Below are 13713 nucleotides of genomic sequence, written 5' to 3' on the forward strand. Positions count from 1 at the left end.
CAATGTTGAGAATTTTATGCATGAAAGAAAAAACAACAAAAAGCAGGTGCAAAAGTATTTCCATGTAAAGCACGTCAGATATGCAGCGTAGAGAATTTATACGAACTAAATTGGGTAACGATTAATAAATAGCCATGGGTTGCACCGGTGGACAAATGAAACCGTTTTGATATTGAATCCTTGCAGGGTTCAACAAAAGCTTCGACATTTTTACCGCAAGCTTCACTCACGGCTATTCAAACCTGCCTGCCGCAGGTCAGGATAATAATGTGCAATCATTGGTTTGCCAAAGTACAAATCTATTCTTATTGCCAGCCTTACATTAAGTAAGGCAAGCATAAAACATAACCACTGCCACGTCATGCCCCCAACGCGTCGGGGGCATCTCATACTTAGCGTGTACCAATATACATTTTATAAAGTCATCCTTGCTTATACAGCATGATTATGAGATTCCCGCCTTTCCGATAAACCGGAACAGGTCGCGGAAATGACGTGCAGGAATGTGAGATCATCTTACAATCCTATAAAGCAGGTGCAAACAGCCAATGCACAAATTCATCCTGTATTTACTATAACTTACAATAGCGGTATCCACTTATTTAACCCCGACGCTTCAGCATTATTCATTCATCCTGATCTTGCCGCCCAGCAAACCGCCCAATCCCACCCGCACTGCCACCTGGCCATTGCTGCCATTCAGATAGGAGCCCACAACATCCACCCGAAAGAGCTTAAATATATTTTCAAGGCCGCCGAATAGTTCAACATAATTATTATTGCCGTTTACATAAAATGCATTCGTGCCTGCAACAAGGTTCCAGTTTAACCTTTTAAATAACGGGATTTTATTCGTTAATAAACCATTGAAATGGTGCTCGGCATGCAGTGTTGTATAAAACGAAGCCGTGGTGCTGTTGGCATAATAAGGCGCTATCTGAAAACTGTATAAATAGCGGCCTGCAAATATTAACCGGTTACCGGTAAAATGCCGGTAATCCTGTATAAAAACGGATTTATTGTTTAAGAACCCGCCCATATCAATGCGGTAATTAAACTGGCCGGCCAGTTTAAAATTCATATCATCGGTTACTGAAAAATTCCATTTATCAAAATCAACATCACTGCCAAAAATCTTATTCAAACCTTTTTGATAAGAGAAGGTAAATATTGGGTATTTTGAGCCCAGCGGCACCCTGTAATCCGGGAACTGCACAAATTTCTGCCCGGGCTGATACGATACGCTTACCCCTGCAATTACCGCCTGGTGCCTGGTAAACTGACTGTCAATTTTTTCATAAGGATAATTGGGTGTAAATTTTTTGTTGTTATATTTTATAATAGAAAAATCCGTGGTATTATCCAGTGGAATACGGTCTTCATACAATAGCTGCGCTGCATATTTCAGCCCGGATTGTGAGGCGCCGTTATAATCAAACTGTAAAAAATTGTTTTCATAAATCTTCATGTAATTATGATTAAAGAACAAAGTGTAAATGCTGTTCAATAAGGGCGATACAGGATCGCCATTATTAAACTGGCTTATGCGCCTGCCACCGCTTAACGAAAAATTATTTGAACGAAACGAAGATGCATCATCACTTATATCGTTGCTTATGCCCCGCCAGTTGGAGCGGTTGTGATAATTGAGTGTTGCGTAAGCATTCAAATGGCCATTACTGAAACCATATCGCACATGCGGTGTAAAACTCAGTTCCCGGTTGATGGATGGAAAGCCCCGGCTGAATGCAGCTTCACCATTCAATACCAAACCTTCAACCGTATTATATTGTACCTGCTTTAACAAAGGCTGCCATTGAATGGTTGCATAATTTTTGGGATCGTAATTGGATCGCGTAAACCCATTCCATAAAACATTCATTACCGTTATTTTTCCCTGCATGCGGCGCAGTGAATCGCGGTATCGTTGCGTATAAGATGAATCACGCTGATACCGGTACATACTGTCTTTCACCGTATAATCTTTTATCTCTTCAGGTTCTAATGGCACAGGCCGCACAGAATCCCAGTAAGCGGTTGTTTTCTTATTCACACCCGTATCAAACTGCATGATGATGTTGTTGAAGAACTTCTTTTTAAAAGCGGGTGTAACGTTATAATTGTTGTAAACATTTAAAAAATTCCCAACTGCATCAATGCCAAATTTGTTGAAAGTAAAATACAGCACCTGGTCTTTGGTGCGCCAGATATCTTTTGTAACAGGAAAATGTATCTGCGTTATTTTAATGGTGTCCAGTATTTCAAGCTGCGATTCTTTGGTAAGCATTAAATCAACACTGTAAATGCGCCAGTCGCCTTCCGTTATTTCAATGGTGCCCGAAAACAGGGGCTCATACTTTCTGCGCGGGATAACCTGTATGCGGTTTATCTCACGCCCGTCTTCAAAAAAAGAACCGAGGAAATGATATTTATAAAAATTAAAAGCGCCATCTGCAATGGGGCATACATAACCACGCGGTGCAAACTGGCCGCCCATGATCTGCACATTATTGGTATAAAAATCTATGAAGGTGGGTATGGTAAACCCAAAGCCATTGGAGCCGCTCTCCCTTCCCGAAAGCACTTCCAGCTTTACTTTATCCGGTTTTGTAAAAGCTATTTTGGTAAGCGATTCTGATAAATAGATCACGCCCTTGCCGGCTGAATCAACGCCCATTTGTTTCCAGTCGGCGCTGTCAATTTTCTGGCCTAAAACCTTACGCGGCAGCGACCTTGTTTTAATAAGCGTTTTTATATAGGCCTCACAGGTAAAGGAATCCAGCGCATTGTGATACGCTTCGCGCTTTTTTATTGCATGACGAATGATGGAATATGCCGGGTCTTCCCCATTGGATGAAACTACCACATCTTTTAACTGCAGTTGCGAAGGCTGCAATACAAAATCAAGCTGCATGTTTGCATCTGTTACATGCACTTTCTTTTCCTGTTTGGCAAAGCCAACATATTGTACAATGATGGTGTAATTACCCGCCGGCAGTTCAAGCGAATAATGGCCCTGCTGATTAGCCGTTGTGCCATTGCCTCTTTCTTTTATGGAAACAGAGGCGTAAGGCAGCGCATTGCCTTTATCGTCTTTGATGGTTCCGGCAATTCTTCCGGCAAAAGCAGCCGTTGAAAAAAGGATAAACAGGAGGGGTAAAATTTTGTGTATCATAATCAGCAAAGACGAAACTAAAAATTCGAAGCTTCTTTAATTGTGCGGCCACCAACATTAACATATAATTTCAGGATAGTATGCTTTTAGATAGATTTGTAATATATGCAGATGCTTATAAAAAATATCGCCTGCCTTGTAAACGTGCGGGAAGAAAATACGCTGCTCCGTGGCAAAGCGCTATCAGGCCTGCCCTGCATTAAAGATGCCTGTTTAATTGTGGAAGCCGGAAAGATAAAAGGCTACGGCAAAATGCGGGAGCTACCCGCACTCACTGCTCACCACTCACCGCTCACCGTAATTGATGCAAACGGCGCTTATATATTGCCCTGCTGGTGCGATAGCCATACACATTTGGTTTTTGCAGCCAGCCGTGAAGCAGAATTTATTGATAAAATAAAGGGCTTAAGCTATACGGGCATTGCAGCAAAGGGCGGTGGCATTTTAAACTCTGCAGAAGAGTTAGGCAGGATGAGCGAAAGCGCATTGTTCGACGCCGCTTTGCAAAGATTGCATGAAGTGATGAAGCTGGGTACCGGCGCCATAGAAATAAAAAGCGGTTATGGATTAAGTGTTGAAGCCGAGTTGAAAATGTTGCGTGTTATTCAACGGTTGAAAGCACTTGACTTAATACCGGTTAAAGCCACTTTTTTAGGTGCGCATGCTTATCCATTGGAATATAAAAACGATCATGCAGGTTATATACGGCTGATCATTGATGAAATGCTGCCCAATATTGCCAGAGAAAACCTGGCAGATTTTATAGATGTGTTTTGCGAACAGGGATTTTTTTCTGCCGAAGAAACAAAACGCATTTGTGAAGCCGGTATAAGATATGGCTTACAGCCCAAACTTCATGTGAACCAGTTAAGCAGCATTGGCGGCATTGAAGCTGCCATTGAATTAAATGCGCTAAGCGCTGACCATCTTGAAACCATGAATGAAACAGAAATTAACATGCTTGCCGGCAGCAATATTATCGCAACCCTGTTGCCAACCGCAGCTTATTTTTTAAGGATGCGCTACCCGCCCGCCCGTAAATTAATTGATGCAGGCGCTATAGTGGCTTTGGCTTCGGATTATAATCCCGGCTCCTCGCCATCGGGCAATATGAATACCGTAGTTTCCATGGCATGCATTCAAATGCGCATGCTGCCCGAAGAAGCCATTCATGCAGCAACCATTCATGGCGCCTATGCCATGCAGGTGCAGGAAGAAGCCGGCAGCATAACAGCCGGGAAAAAGGCTAATCTTATATTCACCCGGCCCATGCCGTCGCTGGCTTATTTACCCTATTCATTTGGCAATAACCTTATAGATAAAGTGATGATAAACGGAAAGTTTGTTTAACCTTTGTTTAATGCAGGGATGGATTGTGCAAGCCTGCTTAACAATTTAAAACCGGGTGATGGGAAATATAAAAAAATATGTTTTTTCTTATAATGAACTTGAAAACGACAGCCTGCTGCATACCAAAGACAAATTACTCTTATCGAAAGCGAAGGAAGTTACCGCAAAGGCTTATGCGCCTTATTCAGATTTTTTTGTAGGCGCCGCAGCATTATTATCAAATAAAAAAATTGTTACGGCTACCAACCAGGAGAATGCAAGTTTTCCCGCAGGCATCTGTGCCGAAAGGGTTTTGCTTTCAACCATTACGTCTTTATATGGTGAAGCAGCTATTGATACACTTGCGATAAGCTATATCAATCATAAGAACAATAAAAGTGATCATCCCATTTCACCCTGCGGAATATGCCGGCAAAGCTTAATGGAATACCAACTGCGTGTAAAACATCCCATACGGTTAATACTCGCCGGCATGAAAGGAAAGGTTATAATAATAGACGATGCTTCTTTTTTATTGCCTCTGAATTTTAGTGGAGATGATATGGCGTAGCGAATATCATTTAATAGTCAGGTATTGCCGAAGTGCAGGAAATAGAATCTCGCTCAACCTGGCTAACCGATACTAAGTAAAGATAAAAGGATGATGATATGCACATAGCTATCTCTTTTGCGAGGTTGGTTTTTGCATGCTTTGCAATGCACCCAACTTGGTGTACTGGTTATCTTAATTCACTGATAATTTTGTTCCAGCTTTCCTTATGCTCAAACTTAAGGGCAGTGTCTGCTTCCAAAAGATTTACATAGTTATCTATAAACTCAAAAGTGTTGTCAAGTAATCTTAAATAATATTTTAAAGATGGCATGATGCCGTTTGCAATCACCTGACAACCATGTACATTCTTTATTCGTTGGATTTCGTCTTGTATTTTATCTAACTCTTCTTTCGCTGGTGGCGGAGCTGTCGAAAGAATATAATATCTGTTTACGGGTGTAGTTTGAAATTTTGAATATGCATCGGTAATGAGTTGGAGTGAAAGAACGATGCCGTGCTTTACTTCTACAGCTTCAAATGACCGTTTATTTTCATCAATTATTTCAATGTCGCCAATGCGCCCACTTCTTCTATCAGCAGAAGTATGACTTTCAATAGGAAGCATCTCTTTGCTTTCAAATCTTTTCGTTTCGTTAACTAAACACTCATAAATTGCATATAATGCAAGAACCGGAAGCCTCGATGCACCTTCAGCCTTATATGGTGAATTAAAGTGCTTATCCAATATCCAAAGGATAGTATTTATTGAAAGCGTTGTTGGTTTTGCTAAATCAATTGTGTGCTGGTTTCGTTTAATTATTAGCCCTTGAAAAATATAGCTCAAATACTTTTTTGCATTTGCACCGTTTTGAATATTGTCGAAAAGAGTAAGAAAAGCGGCTTTAAGGCTGTCAGGTTTAATAGCTCCAGTATAATTTTTGTCATACGGAACTTTTTGTTCCAACGAACGAGTTAGCCAGCCGCTTTCTGCCATTGCCGGAAATTTGCATTGCTTCAAAAACGGGGTAATATTTTTACTGTCAAATGTCCTTCCTGAATATCCTCCTTCAATACTGTCTTGGTGCTTCCTAATATCCTGTGATGGATTTAAAATTTTATAAACAATGCTTGTAATGAATACTGTTAATACGCCTTTTGCCTGTTCCGAATATTGAAGTATTGTATTAAGCAATGCCTGTTCAGCTTCATTTAAGTCGGACATGATGGTTTCTTTTGAACCGACTACTGTCATAGCCTTGTTATATTCTTCATTTAAGAACTCAGAAACTGTTAGTGCCATTTATAATAGTTGGTCTTTAATTTGTCCTGCAATTTCTTTAATCATAGGAACACAAACAGAATTTCCTATTTGTTTATATAGTTCTCCGGGGTTGCTGATAAATTTGAATTTTTCAGGAAAGCCCATTATCCTATAACATTCCCTTATTGTAAGTTTTCTCACTTTCCCTTCATTATAAATCCAGAATCTGCCTGATGATTCTTGGGATGGCAGTGCAGGATGTAATCCTTCTGATGAATAAATTCTGTTTGGCTGCTTATGCACCCGTGACAAATGCTCAGTACCAGGGCGAACACCTGCTTTTCTTATCCGCTTATTTCTATATCCAATGAAAATTAACCCTGACTCTTGAATTCTAAAATCAGTAAGAATTGTATATGGTTCATCTAAGAATTCAAAATTTGCATCTTTCTCGAGAAAATGTTTTAGCGGCTGCCTGGGTTTCCTTTTTATTTTATCGAAATCAAACTTTTTCTTTTTATGCGCTATGATAATAATCCTTTCCCTATTCTGCGGCACGCCAAAGTCAGCCGCATTAACCAATTTAGCTGAAACAATATACCCAAGTTCTTCTAAATGCTTGATAATCGTAGAAAGAGTTCGCCCACTATCATGATGAATAAGATGTTTAACATTTTCCAGGAAAACTACTTTAGGCTCTCTTTTCTCAATAATCTGAAAAACATTATAAATTAACGTACCTCTTGTGTCTTCAAAGCCTTTCATTTTGCCAGAAATACTAAATGGCTGACAAGGAAACCCAGCAGTTAAAACATCATGCTTAGGTATTATATCGAGGTTTAACTTGGTTATGTCTCCAAACGGCACCTCACCAAAATTTAATTCATAGGCTTTTTGTGCATGGTAATTATATTCGGATGAAAAAACACATTTCCCTTTTAATTCCTGTAAGGGCATTCTGAACCCGCCAATTCCTGCAAAGAGATCAATAAAAGTAAAATCAGGGTCTTGCGGTGGCGGAAATGGAATGTCCCATTTTAAAGGCAGCATTGCCTGTAATTCAGGTTCCTCAACTAAACTTAATTCTTCATGCAAATAAGCATAATATTTCAGCGCATCTTTTTTATATGATTTTGAAACACCGTTTTTATGATTATGCAGATAATGGGTTAAATGAGATACACCATCATCAAAGGGTTTCAATGATTCAATATTTAATTTCCGTTTCAGTTTACTGTATGAAACCATCTCGTGATTATTTTAACTCTTTAGTTCTGTAATGTTTCAATCTGCTCTTTGCTGCATGCAAAATCTTTTCAGATAAATCTTCTTTTAAAAGATCTGATGCAACTTTGTCGCTTAGATATGCAATAAGCAGCTCCTCATAATCTATTTTAAATAACTCTGCAAGTTTGCCTACCATATTTTTGTTTGCAGAACGTTCATCTCTTTCAATTTTACTTAATGTTGAAGGATCAATGTCTAAGTGTGCTGCAACTTTTCTAATCGGGAGTTTCATTTGTATTCGAATATCACGAATAGTGTTCCCAAATGTGGTAATATTGTTCATGAAACAAGTTTCAGGACATTTTTTGTCAAATTTATATTGGTAAGCATATCAAGCACACACCAAGTTATCAACAAACGTGAATAAGCATAAGTCATATAGGATTATAGAGGAAGAAATCATAAAAGTGCCCCGTTTTGAAGAAGAGCAAGGCTTTTATGCGACTGCAAAAAGCTCTACTATCATGAGTAAAATTCGCTCCAAAAACACCAAAGCAGAAATTCTGTTAAGAAAAGCTCTTTGGAACACCGGATGCAGATATAGATTGCATGCAAAAGGCCTTGCTGGTAAACCTGATATTATTTTTGTCAGGCAAAAAATAGTTGTCTTTGTTGACGGCGATTTTTGGCACGGCTATAATTGGGAAGAAAAGAAAAAAAAGCTCATTTCCAATAAGGCATATTGGATACCAAAAATTGAAAGAAACATTCAACGAGATATAGAAGTAACTAATCTACTGTCCCAAAATGGCTGGATAGTTATACGATTTTGGGAGCATGAAGTTCAGAAACAACTCAATAAATGTATCGAAAAAATCCTGTTGCTGATGAAAAGCCTGTGAGCAAAATATAAGACTGCAGCTCGTTAGGGGTATCAATCTACCCATCTATCATACTATTAAAACTGTCCCGTAATGCTGTTAAAGCAGGCAATATGAAATGAACCGGTGTTAGAAAGTGTTTGGCAGTTACAACTTCGTTGTATGGCTACGGGGATGTATAAAATTTTTCAAGCAGCCTGTAATAATCCATCAATTGGTTTTGGGTGATGGCGCCGCTTAGGTTTATGGCATGCATGGCATCAACAAGCTGCATTATATCATCTGAAGGCTTGCCTGATTTTGCAGCAAGCTGTTGCACAAATGCATCATTTATTGCCGATGTGGCCACTTTATACCGGTTGCGCACATAATCTAAAAAATATTGCGTCAGCTTATCGGCAAGGTTTTTATGATCGGCCTTTTCATAGTACAGCCTGCCTATTGTGGTAACAAATTCCAGCGAATCGTTTTCAGGCTTTGCATATACGGGAATAATGCGCTGCCTGCGCTTTACTTCCGTAATCAGGCAGAGGCTTAGCAAAAGCAGTGCTACCCAGAAAGCCCACCTGAAATTATCATATTTCAATATAACCGATAAAAGGCCTTGTTTTTTCTGCGGGCGCTGGTTGTAATAATGGTTTAAAAAATATTCATCCCACACTATTTTTTTTGCATCGGAAGGAAACAGGCTCATCAGCTTTTCAAGATACTGCCTGTTGTTTTCATACAATAAAAAGAAATTAGTGAACGTGAATGGCGCACTGTGAATGAAGAATCTGCCATCAATGGAATTAATGGCTACCAGGTTTGGCAGATCGTTTGATGCATAACCCAGGTGATAAGTAAAAGCGCTGTCGGTTTTTAAAAATTCATTGGCAAAATCAGCGCCGGGATAATTCCACGAAAGCGGCTGCTGAAAGAGGGCGGAATCAAGCTGTACCGTAACGGAATCAAATGGGTTGAAGGGGCTGTGCACACCCAGTGCAAGCCCGTAATAATTAAAATGCCTTTGCGAGGCGAGGTTAAAAAATTTTACGGCATTGCGGGTGTATTGCAGGGCAGAAATAAAAACATAATTGCCCTTTTGCACAAAGCCTGTTAGATAATCAAGGTCCTGCTCTGAAGGCTCAAATGTTTTGGTTATTATTATCAGAACCTGTTTGGCTGAATCGCTGGTAAGGTTTCGCCACTCTGCCGGCGCATAACGGTTGGTTTCTATGCGGGCATGCGGAAATTCCTTTTGCAGCAACTGGTAAGCCACATACGTGCCATACGGAATTTTATCGTTGCGGTTAAGCGTAATGGTGTCGTTGAATGTATGCAGCTTTCCGCAGGAACATACGCTGAATGTTACAATGAGAAGTGATATGTATATGAAAAGGTTTTTCATTATGCTATGGGCCTGACGCCTTTGAGGCGTCTGACCCCGTGGCTATCTTATTTTATGCTGAAGCCTTATAAAATCATTTTTTATAACGGTGTAACGCCCCGCCGGCACATCAAACCTGCCAAACCACACATATTCATAGCTGCGCACAGCGCTAAAAAATTCGTTATAATAAGCAGAACCATGCAGTTGCTGCAGGTAATCCAGGTCGGTGTGGCCGGGCTGGTATTGTATGGCGTTTACCTCATGCAGCAGCTTTAATGTTTGCAGGAACATTAAACGTATGGCCAACCGGTAATCGCTTTGTTTTTCTGCGTTTTGAATAAGCCTGGTATAAGACAAACCAAAGATGCCTTCCTGCGCTTCCCCATCGTTTTCATCTGCTGATGAAGCCGCATTTTCAGCAAAAATGCGCACCTTGTTCTGCACCAGAAAATAAATAACAGCGGCCGCAAAAACCGCAATAATGACAATCCACAACAACCTGTTGAACCAGGGCTGGTAAAGAATGCCTGTCTGCCTTTCATCAAGCAGTTTGCGGTTGTGCACTTTTAATAAGCTGTCGCGGAACGCAGGGTCGTTTCTCAGGCGCGTTTCCAGTTTTTCAATGGCAGGTATGTACCAGAAATCATCCGCTTTCTTCAGGTCATTTACCATAGCATCTGCCAGGTTATGCTGAGATATTTTTTCTGTAACGAAAGGATCTGCGGGATTGGTTTTCCAGTTAAAAAAATATTGCGAGGTATCGTAAATATGTTTTACGGTTGTATCCACATAACCATCGTCTTCATCATTATAGGTGGCAGTTTCTTCACCGGCTGAAAATTCAGCCGTATCAATATGATGCATGCCTGTGGTATCAACATAACCGGTATCAACCTGCGCCTGTATGGCCGGCGATAATAAAAACATACCGCATAATGTGGCTGCATATTGTATGAAGGGCCTGCAACCGCGAACATATAGCTGAATCCTGTTTCTGATGTACAAGTGTTGCGACGCAACCGTGACGCCACAAAGCCGCGATGCCCGTGGCCCAAAAAATAATATCAAAATTTTTTGCAGCGACATTTAAAAATGAACAGCATTTAATTTTCGCCTGAGGCGAATAGGATACACAATGAAATAACCAACCACAATAGCCAGCGAAAGTGTGATGATACATAGTTTTAACCATAATGGCAAATCGGCATGGCGTGTGAGGAAGGCTTCGAAAAACGCGGCAATGAAGAGCATGGGAATGTTTGACAAGGCAATGATAAGCCCTTCTTTTGCGCCTTGTTTAAGGGCGTGAATGCGACTGACGGTGCCGGGAAAAAGCCAGCTTTTGGCAAGCACCAGCCCGGAGGCCGCCGCTATAACAAAGGTGGAAAGCTCCAGCGCGCCGTGTATCATGATGGTGAGCAAACTATCCTGCAGGAGGCCATTGTTATAAAACAGGTATTCAAATGCACCTACCATAACCGAGTTTTGTACCAGGCTTATGACAGTAAGGTAACCAAACAAAATGCCCCCGCCAAATTCATACAGCGACACTTTTACATTATTGATGAAGATAAAGAGAAAGGAAAGAAACGCGTTGCCATAACCATATACGCCGAATGGGTGGCCGTCTTTAATGTTCTGCAATGTCATGTCAACATATTCGTCGCCGAGGATGCGGCGCACAAAAGCTTCATCATTTTTTGCAGAGAAGAAACCAATGGCCACAAACAGCACAAAAAGGCAAAAACTAATGAGCAGCACGCGGTGATGCTTTGCGATAATTAACGGCAGGGCACGCCTGAAAAAATGAATAACACGGTTGCCGCTTTCTTTTTTGTTTTGATAAATGGCAAGGTATTTTTTGGCCGCCATGCCATTTAAATACAGCGTGGTTTTGCTTACCGGATAAAAGGTTCTGCTGTAGCCGAGGTCTTCCACCAATTGTATAAATTCCTGCGCCATTTCATCAGGATGATCGCTTGGATTGTCCTGTATCTGCCGCCAGCGGTTGCGGTTGCGTTTTATGAAAAGGGCTTCCCTCAATGGCACTGATGTTTAGGTGCGGAAATTATAATTAGTTTACCTTTCCGCCAATTGTTTATGGAAAAAATAAAGATACCCACCAGTTTTAATATCGAGCTTGATTATGAAACGCCGGCGTTTCATAAAAGGTTTTTTGCGTGGGTAATTGATGGCTGCGTGCTCACGGCGTATTATCTTATTGCACTAAACATCATAAGAGCCATTTCCCTGGCGCATACCACTGCGGGCAGCGACCTGCCTTTTCTATATAACATGAGCGCCGTGCAGTTATTGTTCTTTTTGCCGATAGTGTTATACCATTTGGTTTTTGAGGTGGCAATGAACGGGCAAAGCATTGGAAAGAAATTAATGAACATTCAGGTGATTGGCGAAGACGGCGGCAGGCCGGCATTGCATCAATACCTCATACGCTGGCTTACCCGGCCATTCGATCTTGGGCTCACATTGGGGCTGGCCGGTTTATTAACTACGGTGCTTACGAAAAAAAACCAGCGGCTTGGCGATATGGCAGCGGGCACGCTGGTTATTAAAACAAAGATGGAAACAGATATTAACGATACGGTTTTCCTGGAACTGGAAGAGGAATACAAGCCCCGTTTTCCGCAGGTAATGCGTTTAAGCGACCGGGATATGAATACGATAAAAGGCGTATTGAACAACAGCATGCGTTTTAAAAACTTTGATGTTGCCGCCAGGCTTAGCGATAAGATACGCACGGTTTTAGGTATTACCGACCAGACAGAGCCGGCAGCGTTTTTAGAGATACTGCTGAAGGATTATAATTATTATTCGAACAGGGAGGAATAAAATGGTTTTACCTGAATAAGCATATATATGCATTTTTATTTTTTCTTTTCCGATGCATACTGTTCATTCAACAGCTTTACTACTTCGCCTGTAATATTCCTGACTGAATCTTTATAATAGATATTATCGTCGCTGCTGGTGGCAAAAACATATATATATCCCCTTTGCTCACTGTATGTTTTCAGAAAAGCCTGTATCTTGTTTTTAAGCGCAAGCATCCGCTGCATGTATTCACTCTGAAAGTCCTGGTTCAGGCTTTGCTTTTGCTGGTTATAATAATTTTCCAAACGAGCCAGGTCTTCCTGCATCTGCAGCTGCTCTGTTTGCGACATCGTTGTGCCTCTTTTCTGATAATCGCCTGCCTTGCTTGTATATTCCTGCCCTATTTTGTTAAGCTTGGCTTCCACAGCATCATTCTTTCCCTTCAGGTAATCGCGGGTCTCTTTTGCAAAAACATAGTTTTTGTCAATTGAATCTATATCAAAATAGGCTATTTTAAAATTAAGGTCTGCAGTGTCTTCTGTTTTAGGCGCAGCACTGGCCTGCGCCGGTTTATTGTTGTAAAAAGCATAATACAGATAAGCCAGCGCCAGTAACAGAACGATGTTTAACCCTAATAAAAATTTATTCATTCATTGCAATTATAACGCGTGAAGATAAAAGGAATGGCAGCAACGAAATTGTTAAATCAGCCATTGGTGTCGTTTGCTTATGCCTGTTTATACGCCATACGGATAACAGGCAATTTTTGATTTGCCGGTGTTATCAGGCCTTACGGGGAATAATATTCTGCCGAAGATACAGTAACCAAGAAGCTGTTTAAATTTTTTTCGCACGAAGGACACAGAGCCAGCAGGCGCTTCCTTACGCTGTTTACTCCTTTGCTCTGTGCGAAGAATTGCTAAATCCCTTGTAAAGAATTAAATTTTAAACAGGCTCTAAGAAGCTGTCTAGAAATGATTTCAGGAATTTTGTATAGTAGCAAAAACAGCTATTTTTTATTGGCTTTGACATCAAATTCAGCGAAATCATCCAATTTTTTCTATTTAAAAATGGCAATGGTGA

The 13713-nt window shown here is 40.7% G+C and carries 12 protein-coding genes; 4 read left to right on the top strand and 8 right to left on the bottom strand.

Going from position 1 to position 13713, the window contains the following annotated elements:
- Positions 1–622: 622 nt before the first annotated feature.
- Positions 623–3175 (bottom strand): DUF5686 and carboxypeptidase regulatory-like domain-containing protein, encoded by a 2553-nt coding sequence (locus tag QM629_RS03140; RefSeq protein ID WP_415157097.1) that lies wholly within the window; start codon positions 3173–3175, stop codon positions 623–625.
- 111 nt (positions 3176–3286) lie between these two features.
- Here QM629_RS03140 and hutI point away from each other — a divergent pair, with 111 nt between their 5' ends.
- Positions 3287–4525 (top strand): imidazolonepropionase, encoded by a 1239-nt coding sequence (gene hutI / locus QM629_RS03145; protein WP_415157099.1) that lies wholly within the window; start codon positions 3287–3289, stop codon positions 4523–4525.
- Positions 4526–4583: 58 nt separating this feature from the next.
- A complete protein-coding gene (locus QM629_RS03150) occupies positions 4584–5075 on the top strand; it encodes a cytidine deaminase (RefSeq protein ID WP_415157101.1) in 492 nt (163 codons plus the stop codon).
- A 169-nt stretch (positions 5076–5244) separates the two neighbouring features.
- On the opposite strand, the gene QM629_RS03155 is transcribed toward QM629_RS03150, so the two are convergent.
- From QM629_RS03155 to QM629_RS03165, 3 genes are read right to left on the bottom strand one after another with little or no spacing between them, the layout of a single operon-like run.
- Positions 5245–6357 carry a hypothetical protein gene (locus tag QM629_RS03155; protein ID WP_415157103.1) on the bottom strand — a complete coding sequence of 371 codons (1113 nt, stop codon included), beginning with the start codon at positions 6355–6357 and terminating at the stop codon, positions 5245–5247.
- Positions 6358–7521: a DNA (cytosine-5-)-methyltransferase gene (gene dcm / locus QM629_RS03160; protein ID WP_415157105.1), complete on the bottom strand. Its 1164-nt coding sequence runs from the start codon at positions 7519–7521 to the stop codon at positions 6358–6360.
- Between the two features lie 52 nt (positions 7522–7573).
- Positions 7574–7888, bottom strand: a complete 315-nt coding sequence (locus QM629_RS03165; RefSeq protein ID WP_415157107.1) for a helix-turn-helix domain-containing protein — start codon at positions 7886–7888, stop codon at positions 7574–7576.
- Between the two features lie 76 nt (positions 7889–7964).
- On the opposite strand from QM629_RS03165, the gene QM629_RS03170 reads away from it, so the two are divergent.
- Positions 7965–8447, top strand: coding sequence for a very short patch repair endonuclease (locus tag QM629_RS03170; RefSeq protein WP_415157109.1), 483 nt, complete (start codon positions 7965–7967; stop codon positions 8445–8447).
- Positions 8448–8592: 145 nt separating this feature from the next.
- On the opposite strand, the gene QM629_RS03175 is transcribed toward QM629_RS03170, so the two are convergent.
- The 3 genes from QM629_RS03175 to QM629_RS03185 form a co-directional block, all read right to left on the bottom strand.
- Entirely contained in the window at positions 8593–9816 is a 1224-nt protein-coding gene (locus tag QM629_RS03175) for a DUF4350 domain-containing protein (protein ID WP_415157111.1), read from the bottom strand.
- Positions 9817–9858: 42 nt separating this feature from the next.
- Positions 9859–10725: a hypothetical protein gene (locus tag QM629_RS03180; protein WP_415157113.1), complete on the bottom strand. Its 867-nt coding sequence runs from the start codon at positions 10723–10725 to the stop codon at positions 9859–9861.
- 159 nt (positions 10726–10884) lie between these two features.
- Positions 10885–11841, bottom strand: a complete 957-nt coding sequence (locus QM629_RS03185) for a stage II sporulation protein M (protein ID WP_415157115.1) — start codon at positions 11839–11841, stop codon at positions 10885–10887.
- Positions 11842–11898: 57 nt separating this feature from the next.
- Here QM629_RS03185 and QM629_RS03190 point away from each other — a divergent pair, with 57 nt between their 5' ends.
- Positions 11899–12648, top strand: coding sequence for an RDD family protein (locus tag QM629_RS03190; RefSeq protein WP_415157117.1), 750 nt, complete (start codon positions 11899–11901; stop codon positions 12646–12648).
- A 35-nt stretch (positions 12649–12683) separates the two neighbouring features.
- Here QM629_RS03190 and QM629_RS03195 read toward each other — a convergent pair whose 3' ends face one another.
- Complete coding sequence (locus QM629_RS03195) at positions 12684–13280, bottom strand: OmpH family outer membrane protein (protein ID WP_415157119.1); 597 nt, start codon at positions 13278–13280, stop codon at positions 12684–12686.
- Positions 13281–13713: the final 433 nt, after the last annotated feature.

The organism is Parafilimonas sp., assembly GCF_047606085.1.
In the GTDB taxonomy this organism is placed as follows: Bacteria; Bacteroidota; Bacteroidia; order Chitinophagales; family Chitinophagaceae; genus Parafilimonas.

Bases quoted from the DNA above. Each gene is read 5' to 3' on its own strand.
- QM629_RS03140 (WP_415157097.1), bottom strand. From the start codon at position 3,175: ATGATACACAAAATTTTACCCCTCCTGTTTATCCTTTTTTCAACGGCT.
- hutI (WP_415157099.1), top strand. From the start codon at position 3,287: ATGCTTATAAAAAATATCGCCTGCCTTGTAAACGTGCGGGAAGAAAAT.
- QM629_RS03150 (WP_415157101.1), top strand. From the start codon at position 4,584: ATGGGAAATATAAAAAAATATGTTTTTTCTTATAATGAACTTGAAAAC.
- QM629_RS03155 (WP_415157103.1), bottom strand. From the start codon at position 6,357: ATGGCACTAACAGTTTCTGAGTTCTTAAATGAAGAATATAACAAGGCT.
- QM629_RS03165 (WP_415157107.1), bottom strand. From the start codon at position 7,888: ATGAACAATATTACCACATTTGGGAACACTATTCGTGATATTCGAATA.
- QM629_RS03175 (WP_415157111.1), bottom strand. From the start codon at position 9,816: ATGAAAAACCTTTTCATATACATATCACTTCTCATTGTAACATTCAGC.
- QM629_RS03180 (WP_415157113.1), bottom strand. From the start codon at position 10,725: ATGTTTTTATTATCGCCGGCCATACAGGCGCAGGTTGATACCGGTTAT.
- QM629_RS03190 (WP_415157117.1), top strand. From the start codon at position 11,899: ATGGAAAAAATAAAGATACCCACCAGTTTTAATATCGAGCTTGATTAT.
- QM629_RS03195 (WP_415157119.1), bottom strand. From the start codon at position 13,280: ATGAATAAATTTTTATTAGGGTTAAACATCGTTCTGTTACTGGCGCTG.